The organism is Arthrobacter sp. BG3, assembly GCF_056680185.1.
The window spans coordinates 4,105,420-4,125,339 of the sequence record NZ_CM155270.1 but is presented as its reverse complement, the minus strand read 5'-3'; the positions used below and the strand labels follow the sequence as shown (position 1 = coordinate 4,125,339).

The 19,920-nt window shown below is 67.6% G+C and carries 17 protein-coding genes; 6 read left to right on the top strand and 11 right to left on the bottom strand.

Annotation, left to right across the window (positions count from 1 at the left end; genetic code table 11):
* Positions 1-100: 100 nt before the first annotated feature.
* Positions 101-892 carry a GntR family transcriptional regulator gene (locus AC1MFL_RS18615; protein ID WP_479811860.1) on the bottom strand — a complete coding sequence of 264 codons (792 nt, stop codon included), beginning with the start codon at positions 890-892 and terminating at the stop codon, positions 101-103.
* Between the two features lie 164 nt (positions 893-1,056).
* Here AC1MFL_RS18615 and AC1MFL_RS18610 point away from each other — a divergent pair, with 164 nt between their 5' ends.
* Complete coding sequence (locus AC1MFL_RS18610) at positions 1,057-1,350, top strand: HPr family phosphocarrier protein (RefSeq protein WP_479811858.1); 294 nt, start codon at positions 1,057-1,059, stop codon at positions 1,348-1,350.
* 159 nt (positions 1,351-1,509) lie between these two features.
* Here AC1MFL_RS18610 and AC1MFL_RS18605 read toward each other — a convergent pair whose 3' ends face one another.
* The 5 genes from AC1MFL_RS18605 to AC1MFL_RS18585 form a co-directional block, all read right to left on the bottom strand.
* On the bottom strand, positions 1,510-1,911 hold the full coding sequence (locus AC1MFL_RS18605) for a cytochrome c oxidase subunit 4 (protein WP_479811857.1): 402 nt from the start codon (positions 1,909-1,911) through the stop codon (positions 1,510-1,512).
* Positions 1,908-3,632: an aa3-type cytochrome oxidase subunit I gene (gene ctaD / locus AC1MFL_RS18600; protein WP_479811855.1), complete on the bottom strand. Its 1,725-nt coding sequence runs from the start codon at positions 3,630-3,632 to the stop codon at positions 1,908-1,910. The genes AC1MFL_RS18605 and ctaD overlap by 4 nt, the downstream gene beginning before the upstream one ends.
* A gap of 10 nt (positions 3,633-3,642) precedes the next feature.
* Positions 3,643-4,515: an aa3-type cytochrome oxidase subunit II gene (ctaC, locus tag AC1MFL_RS18595; protein WP_479811853.1), complete on the bottom strand. Its 873-nt coding sequence runs from the start codon at positions 4,513-4,515 to the stop codon at positions 3,643-3,645.
* 200 nt (positions 4,516-4,715) lie between these two features.
* Positions 4,716-5,105 (bottom strand): HesB/IscA family protein, encoded by a 390-nt coding sequence (locus AC1MFL_RS18590; RefSeq protein ID WP_024368088.1) that lies wholly within the window; start codon positions 5,103-5,105, stop codon positions 4,716-4,718.
* Positions 5,106-5,277: 172 nt separating this feature from the next.
* Positions 5,278-6,708: a M20/M25/M40 family metallo-hydrolase gene (locus AC1MFL_RS18585; protein WP_479811852.1), complete on the bottom strand. Its 1,431-nt coding sequence runs from the start codon at positions 6,706-6,708 to the stop codon at positions 5,278-5,280.
* A 106-nt stretch (positions 6,709-6,814) separates the two neighbouring features.
* Here AC1MFL_RS18585 and AC1MFL_RS18580 point away from each other — a divergent pair, with 106 nt between their 5' ends.
* A complete protein-coding gene (locus tag AC1MFL_RS18580; RefSeq protein ID WP_479811850.1) occupies positions 6,815-7,414 on the top strand; it encodes a DUF3043 domain-containing protein in 600 nt (199 codons plus the stop codon).
* Between the two features lie 94 nt (positions 7,415-7,508).
* On the opposite strand, the gene AC1MFL_RS18575 is transcribed toward AC1MFL_RS18580, so the two are convergent.
* Positions 7,509-8,582 (bottom strand): quinone-dependent dihydroorotate dehydrogenase, encoded by a 1,074-nt coding sequence (locus AC1MFL_RS18575; RefSeq protein ID WP_479811848.1) that lies wholly within the window; start codon positions 8,580-8,582, stop codon positions 7,509-7,511.
* Positions 8,583-8,649: 67 nt separating this feature from the next.
* On the opposite strand from AC1MFL_RS18575, the gene AC1MFL_RS18570 reads away from it, so the two are divergent.
* From AC1MFL_RS18570 to AC1MFL_RS18560, 3 genes are read left to right on the top strand one after another with little or no spacing between them, the layout of a single operon-like run.
* Complete coding sequence (locus tag AC1MFL_RS18570) at positions 8,650-10,347, top strand: FAD-binding dehydrogenase (RefSeq protein ID WP_479811846.1); 1,698 nt, start codon at positions 8,650-8,652, stop codon at positions 10,345-10,347.
* Positions 10,348-10,356: 9 nt separating this feature from the next.
* Complete coding sequence (locus AC1MFL_RS18565; protein WP_479811844.1) at positions 10,357-11,349, top strand: alpha/beta hydrolase; 993 nt, start codon at positions 10,357-10,359, stop codon at positions 11,347-11,349.
* Positions 11,346-12,392, top strand: a complete 1,047-nt coding sequence (locus AC1MFL_RS18560) for an alpha/beta hydrolase (protein ID WP_479811842.1) — start codon at positions 11,346-11,348, stop codon at positions 12,390-12,392. Before AC1MFL_RS18565 ends, AC1MFL_RS18560 begins: the two co-directional genes overlap by 4 nt.
* Positions 12,393-12,518: 126 nt before the next feature.
* On the opposite strand, the gene AC1MFL_RS18555 is transcribed toward AC1MFL_RS18560, so the two are convergent.
* From AC1MFL_RS18555 to leuA, 3 genes are all read right to left on the bottom strand, one after another.
* Positions 12,519-13,346 carry an isoprenyl transferase gene (locus tag AC1MFL_RS18555; protein WP_479811840.1) on the bottom strand — a complete coding sequence of 276 codons (828 nt, stop codon included), beginning with the start codon at positions 13,344-13,346 and terminating at the stop codon, positions 12,519-12,521.
* Between the two features lie 2 nt (positions 13,347-13,348).
* Positions 13,349-14,104, bottom strand: a complete 756-nt coding sequence (gene recO, locus AC1MFL_RS18550; RefSeq protein WP_479811838.1) for a DNA repair protein RecO — start codon at positions 14,102-14,104, stop codon at positions 13,349-13,351.
* 92 nt (positions 14,105-14,196) lie between these two features.
* Positions 14,197-15,936, bottom strand: coding sequence for a 2-isopropylmalate synthase (gene leuA, locus AC1MFL_RS18545; protein WP_479811836.1), 1,740 nt, complete (start codon positions 15,934-15,936; stop codon positions 14,197-14,199).
* Between the two features lie 252 nt (positions 15,937-16,188).
* Between leuA and AC1MFL_RS18540 the strand changes: the two genes are divergently transcribed.
* Positions 16,189-18,141 carry a M13 family metallopeptidase gene (locus tag AC1MFL_RS18540; protein WP_479811834.1) on the top strand — a complete coding sequence of 651 codons (1,953 nt, stop codon included), beginning with the start codon at positions 16,189-16,191 and terminating at the stop codon, positions 18,139-18,141.
* A gap of 130 nt (positions 18,142-18,271) precedes the next feature.
* On the opposite strand, the gene AC1MFL_RS18535 is transcribed toward AC1MFL_RS18540, so the two are convergent.
* A complete protein-coding gene (locus AC1MFL_RS18535; RefSeq protein ID WP_479811832.1) occupies positions 18,272-19,852 on the bottom strand; it encodes an LCP family protein in 1,581 nt (526 codons plus the stop codon).
* Positions 19,853-19,920 lie beyond the last annotated feature (68 nt).

Genomic DNA, 19,920 nt, shown 5'->3' with positions numbered 1-19,920 from the left:
GGGCCTTTCTGCATCCCTGGCACCACCCACCAACCAACGCGGGGTCACATCGCGCCCATCGGCGAGTCCGGGATGGGCGCGATGTGACCCCGCGTTGGGGTTAGGGGCGGTATCCGGAGGCGTAGTTTCGTGTCGGGCGGACGCCCGGACGCTGCAGGGGCACCCAGAGCTTGTAACGGTCGGCCCGGTAATAGGACACCGAGTAGTCCACCATGGCCCGGGCGACGAAGGCGTGGCGCTGGATCTTCAGCAGCGGCGACCCCACCTCGACGTTGAGCAGGCGGGCCGTCGACGGCGACGCAGCCGTCGCCTCGATCATGTCCTCGCCCCACTCCATCACCAGCCCGAAGCGCTCGCTCAGGACGTTGTAGAGCGACGTCGGCGGCTCACCGTCGAGCAGCCCGGGCACCCGGTGGGCAGGGATGAAGTTCTCGTCCACACTCATGGGTTCGTTGTCCGCCAGCAGAAGGCGGCGGAACCGCACCAGCGGCGTCCCCTCCTCCAGCTGGAGTTCCCGGGCCAGGAACGCGCTGGCACCGATCTGCTCGAAGCTCAGGACCTTGGCGGCCGGGACCATGCCGCGGCGCTGCATTTCCTCGCTGTAGGAGGTCAGCTTGACCTGCAGATCCAGTTTGGGTTTGCGGACAAACGTCCCCAGGCCCACCACGCGCTCGATGACCTCTTCGCCGACGAGCGCATCGATGGCCTGGCGCACCGTCATCCGGGCCAGCCCGAACCGCTCGGCGAGGTCCCGCTCCGAGGGCAACGCCGAACCCGGCGGGCAGGCACTCGCAATGTGGGCCCGAAGGATTTCCCTCAATTGGACGTAGATGGGCGTCCCGTTGTGCCGGTCGATTTCGCCTGCCATGCCTGCCGCGTCAGAGGGCGCCATTGCGCTGCCTTCCGGAATGAGTCATACCTCTAGGTTAAGCCACACGGCGGAGAGGTCTAGACCACACGGCCCTCTTGGTTCGCACCTGAACGCGGCCCCGGCTACGCTTAAATCCGCCGGTGTCCCGCCGGCCGTCGAACCCCATGAGAGACGAGGGAGTCCCGTTGCCAGTTCGGAACGCAATCGTGCAGGCCGCCGTCGGACTGCACGCACGGCCTGCGGCGCTGTTTGTCCGCGCCGTCCATGAATCCGGGCTGCCCGTCACGATCAGCAAGGAAGGCCGGCAGGGTGTGGACGCCCGCTCCCTGCTCGAGGTCATGACCGAGGACTTCCACTGCGGCTGCGTGGCGCAGCTCGCCGTCGCTCCGGAGGCTGTCCCGGCCCGCTACAGCCCCGGCGACGTCGAGAACGCCCTGGACGGCCTGAGAGACCTGCTGGAGTCCGCCCGCTCCTGCTGAGCGCCCACCGGTGGCTCTGGTGCGGTAGCCGCGCGCTCCCGCCGGCAAATGTCTGCACCACTGCCTGCAGCACCACTCCCTGAAGCACCAACGACGGCGGGCCCCACCAATTGGTGGGGCCCGCCGTCGTTGCTGACTCGTTTGGTGTCCTTGCGGACGTTAGTGCGCGTGGTCTCCGCGGCTGTATTCGTAAACCCAGCCGACCAGACCGACGACTGCAATTCCGCCCGCGATGTAGACGATCCAGAATCCTACGGCCAGGCCGAGGAATCCGGCCGCGCAGGCCAGGCCGAGAACCAGCGGCCACCAGCTCCACGGGCTGAAGTGGCCCTGCTCGCCGGCACCCTCGTGGATCTCCGCATCGCTGCGGTCCTCGGGGCGCATTCCGACGCGCTTTGCCGTGAAGGCGAGGTAGGCGCCGACCATGCCGGCCAGGCCGCCAAGCAGCAGGATGCCGAGGGCACCGACCCATTCAGTCCAGCCGGTCAGGAATCCGTAGACCGCTGCCACCGGGATGAAGAAGAAGGCTCCGAATCCGAAAAGTCTTGATTCGATTTTCACTTGGCTTGATCCTTCTGGTCGGCGTTACCGAGCGCTGCCGCTGCCGGGGCAGGCGAGTCGATGGTGTAGGACTGGGACAGTTCGGGGTGGTGGAGGTCCAGCGCTGGGCGTTCCGAGCGGATCCGCGGCAGCGAGGTGAAGTTGTGGCGCGGCGGCGGGCAGGAGGTCGCCCATTCGAGCGAGGCTCCGAAGCCCCACGGGTCATCGACCGTGACGCGTTCGTTGCTGCGCCAGGTGATGTAGACGTTCCAGAAGAACGGGATCAGCGAGGCACCCAGCAGGAACGAGGAGTACGTGGAGAACTGGTTCATCCAGGTGAAGTTGTCCTCCGGCAGGTAGTCCGCGTAGCGGCGCGGCATGCCCTCGACGCCCAGCCAGTGCTGGATGAGGAAGGTGCCGTGGAAGCCCAGGAACAGCATCCAGAAGTGGATCTTGCCGAGGCGCTCGTTGAGCATCTTGCCGGTCCACTTCGGCCACCAGAAGTAGAAGCCGGCGAACATCGCGAACACCACGGTGCCGAAGACCACGTAGTGGAAGTGGGCGACCACGAAGTAGGAGTCCGAGACGTGGAAGTCCAGCGGCGGGGAGGCCAGGATGATGCCGGTCAGTCCGCCGAAGAGGAACGTCGCCAGGAAGCCGATGCTCCACAGCATCGGGGTCTCAAAGGTGATGGAACCCCGCCACATGGTGCCGATCCAGTTGAAGAACTTCACGCCGGTCGGAACGGCGATCAGCATCGTCATGAAGGAGAAGAACGGTAGCAGGACCGAGCCGGTGACGTACATGTGGTGGGCCCAGACCGTCACGGACAGCGCGGCGATCGAGATCGTGGCGTAGACCAGGCCCTTGTAGCCGAAGATCGGCTTGCGGCTGAAGACCGGGAAGATTTCCGAGACGATGCCGAAGAACGGCAGGGCGATGATGTAGACCTCGGGGTGCCCGAAGAACCAGAACAGGTGCTGCCAGAGGACGGCGCCGCCGTTCTCCGGGTCGAAGATGTGCGCTCCGAAACGGCGGTCCGCACCGAGGGCGAAGAGGGCCGCGGCCAGCGGCGGGAACGCCATCAGGACCAGGATGGAGGTGACGAGGATGTTCCAGGTGAAGATCGGCATCCGCCACATGGTCATGCCGGGGGCACGCATGCAGATGATCGTGGTGATGAAGTTGACCGCGCCGAGGATGGTGCCGAAGCCGGTGAGCGCCAGGCCGAAGACCCAGAGGTCCCCACCAACGCCCGGGCTGAACGTCGTGTTGGACAGCGGCGCGTACGCGAACCAGCCAAACGATGCCGCACCCTGCGGGGTGATGAAGCCGGAGACGGCGATGGTGGAGCCGAAGAGGAAGAACCAGAAGGCCAGTGCGTTCAGCCGCGGGAAGGCGACGTCGGGGGCGCCGATCTGCAGCGGCATCATGACGTTGGCGAAACCGGCGAACAGCGGCGTTGCAAACATCAGCAGCATCACGGTGCCATGCATGGTGAACAGCTGGTTGTACTGCTCTTTGGTCTGCAGGATCTGCATGCCGGGTTCGAACAGTTCGGCGCGGATCAGCAGCGCCATGACTCCGCCGAAGCAGAAGAACATGAACGACGCGATCAGGTACATGTACCCGATGGTCTTGTGGTCGGTCGTGGTAATCCAGTTGACGACGATGCGCCCCTTGGATTTCGGTACTACGGGAGCCTCAAGGATCCCGGTGGGCTGGGAATAGGTAGTTGCCACGTCGCTCCCCTTACTTGGTTTCGGTCGGGGCCGGGTTGCGGTCGTACTCTTCGCCGAGCAGGCCGGTGTTGCCGTCCTGGCGCAGCTTTTCCAGGTGCGCCTGGAACTCGGCGTCGGAGACGATCTTTACGCGGAACAGCATTTCGGAGTGGTACTCGCCACAGAGTTCGGCGCACTTGCCGTCGTAGGTCCCCTCCTTGGTGGGGGTGAACCTGATGTAGTTGGTCTTTCCGGGGATCATGTCGCGCTTCTGCAGGAAGGCGGGAACCCAGAAGGAGTGGATGACGTCGCGGGCGTTCAGCTCGAGGTCAACCGACTTGTTGACCGGAAGGTAGAGCGTGGGCAGCTTTTCCTTGTCGATGTTGTTGCCGGTGAGGTGCGCCTGGACGCCGGCTTCGTGGACATCCGTGGGGATCACGTCGCCCTGCTTGTAATTGAAGTCCCAGGCCCACTGCTTGCCGCGGACGTCAACGACGACGTCGGCCGGCTGGGAACGGTTGTCGATTGCCTGCTGGTCCTGGTCGGTGAAGTAGAAGAACACCAGGACCATAAACAGCGGAATCGTCAGGTAGAAGACCTCAAGCGGCAGGTTGAAGCTGTTCTGCCGGGGAAAACCCACGGTGCCTTTGCGGCGCCGGTAGGCGACGATGCACCAGATCATCAGGCCCCAGGTAATGACGCCCACGACCAGCGCGGCAATCCATGAGTTGACCCAGAGGTCCATGATGCGGTCAGTGTGGTTGGTGGTGCCACGCTCGGTGGGCAGCCACCCTTTCTGTACCTCTGGTGAACATCCAGTCAAAGCCAACGCGCCGGCGAGTGCCAAGCCAGTGATCGTAGTGATCTGTTTGCGTCGGCTGCCGGTTCGGTTCTGCGAACTCACAGACGGCCCTTCCTACTTGTTGCTGTTGCCCCGGGCCGGAAACTGGCTGTCAGGGCACACTAAAAGTTTTACTACTCGGTGTAGAGCTTACCGCTCCGCGCGAGTTTTCGCCCACATGTCCGCGCCGTGCGTCGGGACCTTTTTGCGGCGCCCGTTCGTTGGGCATCCTGCGGCACTAAGGCCGGGCAGTTTGCCCGGCCTTAGTGGAAGGAATCGCCGCAGGCGCAGGAGCCGCCGGCGTTGGGGTTGTCGATCGTGAAACCCTGCTTGGAGATGGTGTCCTCGAAGTCGATGCTGGCACCGCTGAGGTACGGGACGCTCATCTTGTCGACCACAACTTCCACCCCGTCGTAGTCGCGGACGGCGTCTCCGTCGAGGAGCCGCTCGTCAAAGTAGAGCTGGTAGATGAGGCCGGAGCAACCGCCGGGCTGGACGGCGACGCGGAGGCGCAGATCCGTGCGGCCTTCCTGCTCGAGCAGGCTGCGGACCTTGCCGGCCGCGACGTCGGTCAGCTTGACCTCGTGCGTGGCCAGTTCCTCGCCCGCCGTGGCGGTGGTGTCGGCGCTGTTTTCATTGGTTGTAGTGCTCATGGCCTACCTTCTGACGACGGTGGTGGCGGCACCGCTCCCGCGGCACCCGCCCCTACTTTAACGGTACGGGCTATAGCTACATGCTACGTCGATCGGCACTGTAGCTCTAACTCCTGACGTAACCGTCCCGGCCGGCTGGATGTTCCCTGCGGAACACGGCCGGCCCGGCCGTTCACGCCAGCCCTTCCTCATTCAGCCGGGCCAGCATCAGCGCCTCCGCCACGATGGCGTTGCGGAAGTCCCCAAGGTGGAGGGATTCGTTGGCGCTGTGCGCCCGCGAATCGGGGTCCTCGACGCCCGTGACGAGGATCTGCACGTCCGGGTACAGCTCGGTCAGGTCGGCGATGAAGGGAATTGAGCCGCCGATCCCTGTCTCCACGGCCGGGACGCCCCACGCTTCGCCGAGCGCCCACATCGCGACGCTGGCGGCCTTGGACGAGGTGTCGGTGCGGAAGGAGTTGCCGCTCTCCCCCGGGGTGAAGACCACGTGGGCGCCAAACGGCGCGTTGGCTTCCACATGCCTGCGGACGGCCTCCATGGCCTCCGCCGGATCCTGGCCGGGAGCGAGCCGCATGCTGAACTTGGCCCGCGCCCGGGGCAGGAGGGTGTTGGACGCAACGTCCACGGCCGGGGCATCGAAGCCGATGATCGACAGTGCGGGTTTGGTCCACATCCGCGATGCAATCGTGCCGGTGCCGGCGAGCCGGACGCCGTCGAGCACCGAAGCGTCGGCGCGGTATTCCTCCTCCGGCAGGTCGACCGAGACTTCGTCCCGGCTGACCAGACCGGCAATCGCGACGTTGCCTTCGTCGTCGTGCAGGGTGGCGATGAGCCGGCACAGCAGAGTCGGCGCGTCCAGCACGGGGCCGCCAAACATGCCGGAGTGGACCGCGTGGTCCAGGACCCTGACCTCGATGGTGCCGTCGACCAGGCCGCGGAGGCTGGTGGTCAGCGCGGGGATGCCAACCTTCCAGTTGCTGGAGTCGGCCACCACGATCACGTCGGCGCTCAACAGCTCGCGGTGGGTTTCCAGGAAGGTACGGAAGGTCGGGGAGCCAGCTTCCTCCTCGCCCTCAAAGAAAAAGGTCACCCCGAGGCCAAGATCGTCCCCCAACACCCGCGTCACGGCAGAATAGGCAGCGATGTGGGCGAGGATTCCGGCTTTGTCGTCGGCGGCGCCGCGCCCGTAGAGGCGCCCGTCGCGCTCGACGGCGGTGAACGGCTCCGTCTCCCACAAGGCCAGGTCGCCGGTGGGCTGCACGTCGTGGTGCGCGTAGAGCAGGATCGTCGGTTTGCCGGCGGCGGCCGGACGGCGTGCGACGACGGCGGGACCGCCGGGGGTCCCGTCCTCCTTGTCGCAGCGCAGGATCCGGACGTCGCCGAAGCCGCTGCCGCGCACTAGTTCCGCGACGGCGTCGGCGCTGGCGTTCAGCGGGGCGGGGTCGAAACTGGGCCATGCGATACCCGGAATGGCGACGAGCTCTTTCAACCGGGCGATCGTGGTGTCGAAGGATTCGGAGACGGCCTGGCGGAGGGCCTCGGTGGAGACGTTTCCAACACGGCCTGCAGCGGTTTGCGGGTTCCCCGCGGGTGATGAAGTCATGGCCAGAACACTACCCGTGTCGCGGATCACCTCAAACAGGGCCGCCGCGTCTCCTGCCTAGTGTGGGCCGGGTCTCGCGCACCCCGCCCCGGGGTATTCTTTAGGGGTGTTTGGACGTAAAAAAGAAGCGCCAGCGGCGCAGGACAGTGTTGACCAGCAGGCGGTCGGGGCAGCAGCCCGGGACTCCGCCACCGGCAAGGGCGCGCCCACGCCCAAGCGCAGCGCGCAAGTGGCTGCCCGGAAGCGGCCGCTCGTGCCGGAGGACCGCAAGGCCTCCAAGGCCGCAGAGCGCGCAGCGGTCCAGGAGCAGCGGCTCAAGATGCGCCATGCCATGGACACCGGCGACGAGAAGTTCCTGCCGCTGCGGGACAAGGGCCCGCAGAAGCGCTTCGCCCGAGACTTTGTGGACGCACGCTTCAGCCTCGGCGAGTACCTGATGTTCGGCGCCCTGCTCTTCGTGGTCGTCTCACTCCTCGTCCCGGCGTCCAGTCCCGAGATGGTTTACGTCCTGGGCGGATTCTGGGTGATGTTCCTGGCCGTCTTCGTCGACGTCTTCATCCTGTCCCGGAAGCTCAAGAAGCGCCTGGAGCAGAAGTTCGGCGACGTGGAACGCGGCACCATCTGGTACGGCTCCATGCGCTCCCTCCAGTACCGCCGGCTGCGTCTTCCCAAGCCCCTCGTCAAGCGCGGCGAATACCCCGCCTGATTCACACACTCATCAAGGAGAGCCCCCGGCAGCAGGACTGCCGGGGGCTCTGTCGTCCCACGTCGCGCGGCCGGGGGCCCTGGGGCCGCCGTGCCTAGCGCCGGGAGGGGTGTTTCGCGAGCAGCCGGTTGATGCGGGCCGCCCAGAACGGACCTTCGTAGAGGAACGCCGTGTAGCCCTGCACCAGGGTGGCGCCGGCGTCGAGGCGTTGCTGGACGTCCTGTGCCGTCTCGACGCCGCCCACCGAGACCAGGGTCAGCCTGCCGCCGGTTGCTTCCTTCAGCCGGGCCAGCACTTCCAGCGACCGCTGTTTCAAGGGGGCCCCGGAAAGCCCGCCCGCGCCGCAGGCGGCCACTTTCTCCGGGCTGGACGTGAGACCGGCGCGGGCGATGGTGGTGTTGGTGGCGATGATTCCATCGAGTTCCAGGTCCAGGGCCAGGCGCGCGACGTCGTCGATGTCTTCGTTGCTGAGGTCCGGGGCGATCTTGACCAGCAGCGGAACGTGGCGTCCGGAAGCCTTGTCCGCCTCCTCCCCCACCGCGGTAAGCAGCGGGCGCAGTGTCTCCACATCCTGCAGCAGCCGCAGGCCCGGGGTGTTTGGGGAGCTGACGTTGACGACGAGGTAGTCTGCGGCGGGGGCCAGGCTGCGGGCGCTGATGAGGTAGTCGGCCACCGCGTCCTCAAGTTCCACGGCCTTGCTCTTGCCGATGTTGACCCCGATGACCGGGCGGACCCCAGGGTGGCGGCGCTGCAGGGCCGCCCGGGCGGACTTCAGGCGGGGCGCCACCGCGGCGGCCCCATCGTTGTTGAAGCCCATCCGGTTGATGACGGCCCGGTCCTCGACCAGGCGGAAGAGCCGCGGGGCGGGGTTGCCGGGCTGGGCCCGGCCGGTGATGGTGCCGACCTCCACGTGGCCGAAGCCCAGCTCGGTCAGCGCCTCGATGCCGTGGCCTTCCTTGTCGAAGCCGGCCGCCAGGCCGAACGGCGAAGGGAACGTCAGGCCGAACGCCTGGGTCTGCAGTGACGCCGCCGGCGCGGTGAGCTTTTCCAGCACCCGTCCGGCCCCGCAGGAGTGGACGAGTCGGATGGCTTTGAAGCCGATCTTGTGGGCGCGTTCGGCGTCCATCCATGAGAAGGCCAGGCGGAAGAAAGTCGGATATACGCGCATGGCTCTAGTTTTCCGGTTCCGGCGGTCCAGACCAAACCCGGGCGCCTGCGGGCGCTAGCATGAAGCCATGACCAGCGACGGCGGAACCCCAGGCACGACGCCCATGCGGGCTGCCGGATCAGTGATCAACGCCGACGTGGTGGTGGTCGGGGCGGGACTGGCCGGTCTCGTTGCCGCCGCACAGGCCTACGCGGCCGGCCGCCGGGTGGCTGTACTCGACCAGGAGCCCGAGGCTTCGGCCGGGGGCCAGGCGCACTGGTCCTTCGGCGGGCTCTTCCTGGTCAACTCCCCCGAACAGCGACGGCTGGGCGTCAGGGACAGTGCCGGACTTGCCCTGGCCGACTGGATGTCTTCCGCCGCCTTCGACCGGCCCGGGGACGCCCTGGCACGGGACTGGGCCGCCGCCTACGTGGACTTCGCGGCCGGAGAAAAACGTGCCTGGCTCGCCTCCCTTGGCGTGCGGCTGTTCCCCCTCGTGCAGTGGGCGGAACGGGGTGGCTACGGCCCCGACGGCCATGGCAACACCGTCCCGCGCTTCCACGTCGCTTGGGGAACCGGTCCCGCGCTGGTGGCGCCGTTCCTGGCGAAGCTGCGCGAGGGCGAGGCCACGGGCCGGGTGACGTTCCACTTCCGCCACCGCGGGTTAAGCCTCGTCACGGCAGCGGGGCGGGTCACGGGGGTGCAGGGCGAGATCCTGGAGCCCAGCGGCGCGGCCCGCGGCGAGGCCTCCTCCCGGACCGCCGTCGGCAGCTTTGAAGCGGCCGGGGCTGCCGTGGTGGTGACCACCGGCGGAATCGGCGGCAACCACGCCACCGTCCGCCAGCAGTGGGCCGGCGGCCCCGCGCCCCGGACGATGCTGAGCGGCGTGCCGGCCTCGGTCGACGGCGAGTTCCTGGCCGCCGCTGCGCGTGCCGGCGGCAGCCTCATCAACGGGGACCGGATGTGGCATTACCCCGAAGGCATCCACAACCATTCGCCGGTCTGGCCCAGGCACGGCATCCGGATCCTGCCCGGACCCTCCTCGCTGTGGCTGGACGCCACCGGAGGCATGCTCCCCGCTCCCCTGTTCCCTGGTTTCGACTCGCTGGGGGCACTGCGCCATATCCTCGGCACCGGCCACGACCACTCCTGGTTCGTGCTCAACAGGACGATCGCCCTCAAGGAGTTTGCCCTCTCCGGCTCGGAACAGAATCCCGACCTAACTGGCAAGGACGTCCGGCTCCTGGTTTCCCGGCTGAAGCCCGGCAGCGACGGCCCCCTGCAGCACTTCCTGGACCACGGAGTCGACTTCCTGCAGGCCGGCACCCCCGCCGGACTCGCCGCCGCAATGAACTCCCTCACCGGCCGGCGGCTGGTTGACCCGGACGGACTGGACCGGCTGATCCGGTCCCGGGACCGGCAATTCGACAGCGGCCTGGGCAAAGACCCGCAGCTCGCCGCCATCCGCGCCGCCCGCCGTTTCACCACCGACAGGATCATGCGGGTGGCACCCCCGCACCGGATGCTGGACCCCAGGCACGGGCCACTGCTGGCGGTGCGCCTCTCGGTGCTCACGCGCAAAAGCCTGGGCGGGCTGCACACCGATCTTCAGTCCCGGGTTTTGGACGGATCCGGGCAGCCGGTCCCCGGCCTCTTCGCCGCCGGGGAAGCTGCCGGCTTCGGCGGCGGCGGGATCCACGGCTACCGCGTCCTCGAGGGAACCTTCCTGGGCGGCTGCCTCTTTTCCGGGCGATCGGCCGGCCGCGCCGCGGCCTCGTCAGCCTAGGAGCCTGCCATGGAATGGGTACCCGATATCCTCGGCGACGACTTCGAGGCCTGCGCCTTCCCGGCGGCCGGCCCGGACGGTGTCGAGCGGACGGCCACCCTGGTCCGGCACGTTCCCGGCGCCGGCGCCGGCCTGGCCGGCGGGTACCGGGCCCGGGCCGTGCTGTTCCTGCATGGCTGGAGTGATTACTTCTTCAACGAGGAACTCGCCGAATTCTGGACCGGCCAGGGCTTCGCGTTCTTCGCCCTGGACATGCACAACCACGGGAGAAGCCTCCGCGCGGACACACACGGCGGCTATGTGGCAGACCTGGACGACTACGACGCCGAGATCACCGCGGCGATCGGCATCATCGCCTCCCTGCACCCGGGCGATGCGCCACCCTCCGTGGCCCTGATGGGGCATTCGACCGGCGGGCTGATCGCCGCGCTCTGGACGAGCCGGCATCCCGGGGTGGTCTCGCAGCTGATCCTGGACAGCCCGTGGCTGGAAATGCACGGCAGCCCGGCCGTGCGCCGCGCCGCCCGGACCATGGTGGAACCGCTGGCGCGGTTCTGGCCCGAGGCCATCATCCGCCTCCCCGAACGCTCCTTCTACTGGCGCAGCATCTCCAGCGCGGCCGAAGGCGAATGGACGCTCGATGACACGTACCGCCCGCCCCGGGCGTTCCCCGTCCGCGCCGGCTGGCTGAGCGCCGTCCTCATCGGCCAGTCCCGGGTGGCGCGGGGGCTGAACATCGATGTCCCCATCCTCGTGCTGATCTCCGGGGCCAGCGCCAACGGGATGTTCTGGAAGGAATCGATGCGGCGCACCGACGCGGTCCTGGACGTCAACACCATCGCCCTGCGCGCCCTCAGCCTGGGCCGCACCGTCACACTGGAACGGATCGACGGCGCCCTGCATGACGTGTTCCTGTCCGCCCCGCGCGTCCGCGCCGACGCCTATGCCCGGCTGGCCCGCTGGCTCCGCGCCTATGTGCTGGACGACAGCGGCACCGCATGAGGGTTCCCGTGCTGCGGCCGCTGTGGCGGCAAGATGCGCTGGGCGACCGCTTTGAGAGCCTGGAGCTGCCCCTGGCCGCAGACGACGAAGGCCCTGTTGCCGCAACCCTGGTGCGGCATACCGGCCCGGGCCGGGACCTTGCCGCGGTGGCAGCGGAGGCCCCGGCCGACCGGGATTCGTGTGCCCCGGAGAAGGTGGTCCTCTACCTGCACGGCTGGGCGGACTATTTCCTGCAGGCCGAACTCGCCGATCACCTCGTTGCCAGCGGATTCCACTTCTACGCCCTGGACCTGCGGAAGTTCGGGCGCAGCCTCCGCGAGTGGCAGACCCCCGGCTACACGGCCGACCTGGCCGTCTATGACGAGGACATCGCGGCGGCGCTGGCGGCGATCGGCGCAGACATCGCCGGCCGCACCGGCGGCTCCGGCGGCTCCGCGGCCCCGACGGTGCACCTGCTGGCGCACTCCCTCGGCGGCCTGGTGGCAGCGCTGTGGGCGGACCGGAATCCGGGGCAGCTGGGCACCCTGATCCTCAATGCGCCCTGGCTGGAGCTGCAGGGCAGCAGCCTGATCCGGAACATCGCGATGCACCTGGTGGAACCGCTGGCGCGGACCGACCCGCGCCGGCCGCTCCTGCTGCCCAGCATGCCCGGCTACTGGGACAGCGTGAGCGGCACGGCGCACGGGGAATGGCTGCTGGATCCCGTGTGGCGGCCCCGGGAGGCGTTCCCCGTCAGGCCCGGCTGGACGAAGGCTGTCATGGCCGGCCACGCTGCCGTGGCGCAGCGGCTCGACGTCAAGGCGCCGGTGCTGGTGATGCTGTCCGGACGCACCCGGATCCAGGCCGAGTGGTCCGAGGAACTCATGGAAGTCGATGCCGTGATCGATGTCGAGGAAACGGCGCGGCGGGCGCTCGGGCTGGGCCGCCGGGCGGCCGTCTTCCGGTACCCTGGGGCCATCCACGATATCTTCCTGTCCCGCCGCGCGGTGCGGCAGGAAGCCTACGACGATCTCGTCCTCTGGCTGAGCCTCTACCCTGGCTGACCGTTCCTGCGCCCGGCCGGGAGCCCGCCGCCCCTGAGACCCGGCAGGAACCAGGCGGGAAGCAATCCGTGGTCAGACGGGAACCAGGCGGGATCAGCCAGGCGTCAGGCCGTTGTCCGTCGGTGATCAGGCCGGGCCGGCGGGGGCCGCATCGACCGCCCCGCCGTAGCGGCGGTCCCGCTGGGCATAAATCTCAACGGCATCCCACAGCGTACGCCGGTCCACATCGGGCCACAGCGTATCCATAAAGACGAATTCGGCGTAGGCCGACTGCCAGAGCATGAAGTTGGAGAGCCGCTGCTCCCCGGAGCTGCGCAGGAACAGGTCGACGTCCGGCAGGTCCGGCTCGTCAAGGTATTTCTGGATCGTCTTCTCGGTGATGGCGCCCGGCTTGAGCCGTCCCGCTGCCACCTCTTCCGCGATCGCAGACACGGCATCCGCGATCTCGGCGCGTCCCCCGTAGTTAACACACATGTTCAAGGTGCAGGTGCTGTTGCCGCGGGTGAAGTCCTCGGCCTCCTCCAGCTCGCGGATCACCGAGCCCCAGAGCCTCGGCCGCCGGCCGGACCAGCGGATCCGGACGCCCCACTCATCCAGCTGGTTGCGCTGCCGTCGTAGCACGTCCTTGTTAAATCCCATCAGGAAGCGGACCTCCTCGGGTGAGCGGCGCCAGTTTTCCGTGGAAAAGGCGTAGACACTGACATGCTCGATGCCGAGTTCGATCGCTCCGGCCACCACGTCCAGCAGGGCGGGCTCCCCCGCCTTGTGGCCCTCGATCCGCGGCAGGCCGCGCTGGTTTGCCCAGCGCCCGTTGCCGTCCATGACGATCGCGACGTGCCGCGGGATGAACTCCGCCGGGATCGCCGGCGGGACAGCCCCGGAGGGGTGCGGGTACGGGCTCGCCACGGGGGTGCTCCGCTGCCGGACCGGACTCTTCTTCTTACCCAACGCCACAGTTACGTTCGCTCCACATGCTTGAGGGATTTAAGGACACGTTCCAGATGCCACTGCAGGTAGCTGGCCACCAGGCCGGCGGCCTCGCGGCGGTGTATTGGGACGGACGCGTCCGCCGTCGTCCAGTCCCCGGTCAGCAGCGCGCCGAGCAGCAGGACCGTTTCCGCGGCCGGCGCCGGGGACCCGGGCGGCCGGCAGTCGGCGCAGACCATGCCGCCGAGCGGTGCCGAAAACGCGGTGTGCGGCCCGCGGGCCCCGCAGCGGGCACAGCCGGTAAAGCTTGGCGCCCAGCCGCCGGTGGCGAGAGCGCGCAGCAGGTAGGAATCCAGAATGAGTTCAGGGGTGTGGTCGCCGCGGCTCAGCGATGCCAGGGCGCCGACGAGAAGATTGTATTGTGCAGTGCCCGCCTCACCGTCGACGTCGGTGAGTTTTTCCGCTGTCTCCGTCATGGCGGCAGCCACGGTGTACCGGCCGTAGTCCGCGGCGATGTTGCCGCCGTAGGCGCCCTTGGCGACAGCCTGCGTGACCACGTCCAGGGTCCGGCCGGAAATCAGCTGGAGGTCCGCGACCATAAAGGGCTCGAGCCGGGCGCCGAAGCGGCTGCTGGTGCGCCGGACACCCTTGGCCACCGCGCGGACCTGGCCGTGGTGTTTGGTCAGGATGGTGATGATGCGGTCCGCTTCGCCCAGCTTGTGGGTACGCAGCACGACGCCGTCATCGCGGTAGGCGCGGGAGGCATAGGAGGAAGGTTGGGCCACGGTTAATCTTCGCACTGTCTAACGGGAAACGCCGCCATTGGGGAAAGCAGCACTGCGCCGCCGGAGGATCCGGCGGCGCAGTGACCGGCTGCCTAGGCGCGGGCGTCCCGGATGGCCCGGTTCACGGCCGAGATGACGGCCTTGAGCGAGGACGTGGACGTGTTGGCGTCGATCCCGACGCCCCACAGCACGCGTTCCCCCACGGCGCATTCAACGTAGGCCGCGGCGAGGGCGCTGCCGCCTTCGGACAGGGCGTGCTCGCTGTAGTCCAGCACCCGGACGTCGACGCCGTCCTCGCGCAGGATGCTCAGGAGGGCAGCGATCGGACCGTTGCCGGTCCCGGTCCGCTGGACCGGGGTGCCGTCGACCTTGAGCGCGGCGTGCAGCGTCATGGAGCCGTCCTCGTCCGTCTCCGTGCTGAACGGGCCGAGGGCGTAGCGTCCCCACTGCGCGTCAGCCGTGCCGGAGGGCAGGTACTCGTCCTGGAAGGCCTGCCAGAGCTGGGCGCCGCTGACTTCCCCGCCCATGGTGTCTGTCTGCTTCTGGATGACCCCGGAGAACTCGATCTGGGCGCGCCGCGGCAGGTCCAGGTTGTGCTCGTTCTTGAGCAGGTAGGCCACGCCGCCCTTGCCGGACTGCGAGTTGACCCGGATGACGGCCTCGTAGCTGCGGCCGAGGTCCTTCGGGTCGACCGGCAGGTACGGGACCTGCCAGGGGTAGTCGGCGACCTCCTTGCCGGCGGCGGCTGCGTCCTTCTCGAGCGCTTCAAGGCCCTTTTTGATGGCGTCCTGGTGCGAGCCGGAGAAAGCAGTAAACACGAGGTCCCCGCCGTACGGTGCCCGCTCGGCCACCGGCAGCTGGTTGCAGTACTCCACGGTGCGGCGTACCTCGTCGATGTCGGAGAAGTCGATCATCGGGTCCACGCCCTGGACGAACATGTTCAGGCCCAGCGTCACCAGGTCCACGTTGCCGGTCCGCTCGCCGTTGCCGAACAGGCAGCCCTCGATCCGGTCGGCGCCGGCCAGGTAGCCCAGCTCCGCGGCCGCCACGCCCGTGCCGCGGTCGTTGTGCGGGTGCAGGGACAGGATGATGCCCTCCCGCGGGTGCAGGTTGCGGCTCATCCACTCGATGGAGTCGGCGTACACGTTGGGGGTGGCCATTTCCACGGTGGCCGGCAGGTTGATGATGACCTGGCTGTCGGCGGAGGCCTCAAACACGTCGGCGATGGCGTTGCAGACCCGGACGGCGTACTCCAGCTCGGTCCCGGTGAAGGATTCCGGCGAGTACTCGTAGGTGATGTGGGTGTCCTGGAGGGTCTCTTCGTACTTCTTGCACAACCGGGCGCCCTGCAGGGCGATGTCCAGGATGCCGTCTTCGTCCTGGTTGAAGACAACCCGGCGCTGCAGGACCGACGTCGAGTTGTACAGGTGCACGATGGCCTGCCGGGCGCCGACGAGGGACTCGTAGGTCCGCTCGATCAGGTGCTCGCGCGCCTGGGTCAGCACCTGGATGGTGACGTCGTCCGGGATGTGGTTGCCCTCGATCAGCTGCCGGACGAAGTCGAAGTCCGTCTGCGACGCGGACGGGAACCCGACTTCGATTTCCTTGTAACCCATCCGGACCAGCAGCTGGAACATCTTCAGCTTGCGTGCCGGGCTCATCGGGTCGATCAGGGCCTGGTTGCCGTCACGCAGATCCACGGCGCACCAGCGCGGGGCCTTGGTGATGACCTTGTCCGGCCAGGTGCGGTCCGGCAGTTCAACCGTGATCAGGTCCTGGAACGGGACGTAGCGGTGGACGGGCATTCCTGAGGATTTCTGTGCGTTTCGCATTACAATCGGGGCCTTTTCTGTGATTCCTGGTGAAAGGGTGGCCGGGCAACACAAACTCCGCAGCGAGGGTGGGCCTTGCGCTAGATCGCGTCTGAGGCCTCGCCGCGGCAGCTAAGAAGAAGCAGTTCTGCGCGCACCATTTCACAGTAACACGGGTGCGTAAGATGAAGGAGCCATACCTTCGTAACGTCCACCATGCAGACCGGTAACCCGTAACAAGGCTGCGCCGGGCTGCCTCTCAAAGGAGCATCCGTGCCACTTTCGGGGATCGCCCTGTCCAACATCGACTTCTCTGTCCGGCCGCAGGATGACCTGTACCAGCACGTCAACGGGACCTGGCTCAAGAACACCGAAATTCCGGATGACCGGCCCCTGGAGGGCACGTTCACGGCTCTGCGGGACGGTTCGGAACTCGCGGTGAAGGAAATCATTGAGGATGCGGCCGCCCGCGGCGCGGAGTCCACCGGGATCGAGCAGAAGATCGGCGACCTCTACAACAGCTTCATGGACGAGGTTGCGGTGGAAGCCAAGGGACTGGACCCGATCAGGGCCCGGCTTGACGAAGTGTTCTCCACGGAGTCGGTCGCCGGACTCGTGGCGCTGGCCGGGCGGCTGTTCCGCGCGGACGTGGGCGGCCTCTTCTACATCTATCCCGCCCCCGACGCCGGAAACCCGGACCGGATCCTGCTGTACACCGGACAGGGCGGCCTGGGGCTGCCGGACGAGTCGTACTACCGCGAGGAGAAGTTCGCTCCGGTGGTCCAGGCCTACACGGACCACGTGAAGACGGTCCTCGGCCTCGCCGGAGTCTCCGACGCCGCGGGGGCCGCGAGCCGGGTCGTTAGCCTGGAGACGGCGCTGGCCTCGCACCACTGGGACAAGGTCACCCTGCGGGACCCGCAGAAGACCTACAACCTGAAATCCGCCGATGAGGCGACGCAGCTCTTCCCGCTGCTCACCACCTGGTTCGACGCCGCGGGCATCGCTCCGGACAAGCGCACCGAACTTATTGTCAGCACCCCGGATTTCTTCGCGGGGGCCGCGTCGTTGCTGGACTCCGTGCCGCTGAATGTCTGGCAGGAATGGCTTGCCCTGCGCGTCGTGGGCGCCGCCGCACCGTACCTCTCGGCCGCGTTCGTGGATGCGAACTTCGCCTTCTACGGCACCACGCTGAGCGGCACTCCGCGGAACAAGGACCGGTGGAAGCGCGGGGTCGCCGTCGTCGAGAACGCCCTCGGCGAGGCCGTGGGCCAGATCTACGTTGCCCGGCACTTCCCGGAAACCCACAAGGCGCGCATGGAGTCGCTGGTCGCGAACCTGATCGAGGCGTACCGCGAATCCATCACCAGCCTGGCCTGGATGGGCGAGGAAACCAAACAGGAGGCGCTCAAGAAGCTCGATTCCTTCCGCGCCAAGATCGGCTACCCGGACAAGTGGATCGACTATTCCGCGGTGGGGATCGACCCCTCGGACCTGCTGGGGAATGTGGAGCGGGCGCACAGCGCCGACGTGGACCGGCACCTCGACGAGGTGGGCAAGCCCGTGGACCGGGAGAAGTGGCTGATGACGCCGCAGACGGTGAACGCGTACTACCACCCGCTGCTCAACGAGATCGTCTTCCCGGCGGCCATCCTGCAGCCGCCGTTCTTCACGGCCGACGCCGACGATGCCGTCAACTATGGCGGCATCGGCGCCGTCATCGGCCACGAAATCGGCCACGGCTTCGACGACCAAGGCTCCCAGTACGACGGCAGCGGCCTGCTCCGCAACTGGTGGACGGAGGATGACCGCACGGCCTTCGAGGCGCTGACGTCCAGGCTGGTGGCGCAGTTCGATGAGCTCTCCCCCACCGCAGCGCCGGGGCACCACGTCAACGGCAAACTGACCCTGGGTGAAAACATCGGCGACCTCGGCGGCCTGACCATCGCGTACAAGGCGTACCTGATCAGCCTGGACGGCCAGGAAGCGCCGGTGCTGGACGGCCTGACCGTAGTGCAGCGCTTCTTTGCCTCCTGGGCTGCCGGCTGGCGGCAGGTGATGCGGAACGAGGAAGCGATCCGCAGGCTCGCCACCGATCCGCATTCGCCGAACGAGTTCCGCACCAACCAGATTGCCAGGAACCTCGACGCTTTCCACGAGGCGTTCGGCACGGCGGAGCAGGATGGCATGTGGATGCCCGCTGCCGAGCGCGTGAGCATCTGGTAACCGTCCCGGGCGGCAACCCTCAGCAACAAGTAGCCGGCTACGAGTAAGGGCCGGCCACAAAGAAGGGCCGGCCGCGGGAAAGTTCCCGCGGCCGGCCCTTCTTTGGGTCCGGGGTCCCTGGTAATGGACCCTAGCGGACGATGAGCTCCGGGTTGGCCTGCTGGCAGACGACGTCACCGGCGGTCTGGTTGACGATGTCCGAGGGAAGTTCCACCGGGGCGTCCCCGCTCGGGGTGCCTCCCACGAGGTCGCTGCCCAGGTAGACCTGGACGCCGGCGACTCCGGCGGCCGGCAGCACCTGCGCCGCCGGAATCCCCAGCAGCGCGGCCACGTCGGCGGCGACATCCTCGAAGCCCGCACCGTAGTAGACCGCAGTGGCCGTGGCCGGCCGGGCGGCCAGCTGCGCGAGCTGGGTGAACCCGCCGGCGGTGAGGGCCTGGATGATCTCCTGGGTCCGCGCCGGGGCCCCGGAACCGTTCGCCACCGTGATGGGCTGCAGCGTCTTGTCGTAGGCGGGCGCCGTCTCGCTGGGTGTCGGCGCGGCGCTGGCACTGGCGCTGGCGTCCGGGGAGGCGGAGGGGCTTGGCGTCGCCGTCGGGTCCGTCAGGTCGATGTCCTTGCGCATTGCGGCGAAGAGCTGGGATGCTGCGGGCTCCGCCACCTGCAGGCGGTTCGGGTCGCTGGCCGCCGGAACCGTCGGGACCGCCACGAAGGCGACCTTGCCGAGGTCGATGTTCTTCAGCCGGTTCCCGACCGTCAGCAGGGTCGGGATGGAGGCGAGCCCGTCGTCGATGGTCAGGTTCTTGGTGACGACGTCGGCGATTTCCAGCATCTTGCCGGGGTTGGACATCGTCCCGTCATCCTTCATCTTGCGCGTCAGCGCGGACAGGAACCCCTGCTGCGCCTTGATCCTGCCCAGGTCGCCGCCGTCGGCAAAGGCGTGCCGGGTGCGCAGGAACGCCAGCGCCTGCTCGCCCTGGACCGTGGAGGTTCCCTTGGGCAGGCGCAGTTTCGAGTCCGGGTCATACACGGCGTCGCTGATGCAGACCTCGACGCCGCCCACGGCGTTTGAGAGTTCCTTGACGGCGTTGAAGTCCGCCATCATGAAGTGGTCGATCTCCAGGCCGGTGAGTTTGTTGACCGTATCCACGGCACAGCCAATGCCGGCTTCAGACATCGCCGCGTTGATCATGACGTTCTTCTGCGCCGGGAATTCCCTCTTGGTCTTCTGGTCCGTGCATTTCGGGGTATCCACGAGCAGGTCTCGGGGGAAACTGACCACGTTGACGCGCTTGTTGTCCGCCGAGATGTCCAGCAGCATCATGACGTCGGAGTGCCCGTAACCGGTGGCGTCGTCGGACGTGCCGTACTGGGAGTTCTTCCCGTCACGGGTATCCGAGCCCAGAACCAGGATCTGCATCCGGTCCCGTGAGTCGTCCACCGCACCCTCACTCTTGCCGCTGCCGGCCGAGAGTGCTTCCTTGCTGATATTGCCCTGCAGGCGGATAACCCAGTAGGCACCGAACGCAAGGACACCAACGAGCAGGATGGATACGACGGCCGCGCCGATCTTCAGCCACCCGGGCATGCCGCGGAGCGCACCCAGGTGCCGGGCCGGACCGAGAGCCGGATCATCCGTGTGCCGGGCAGCAGAACCTGACCGAACCGGGTTTCCGGTTCCGTCTGCACGGTCTTCACGGGGTCGAGACACAGTTGAGCCTTCTTTCACGAAAGGGGTCCGCCCATTTTAGAGGCCGAATCTGGGAATTCCCCGATGGC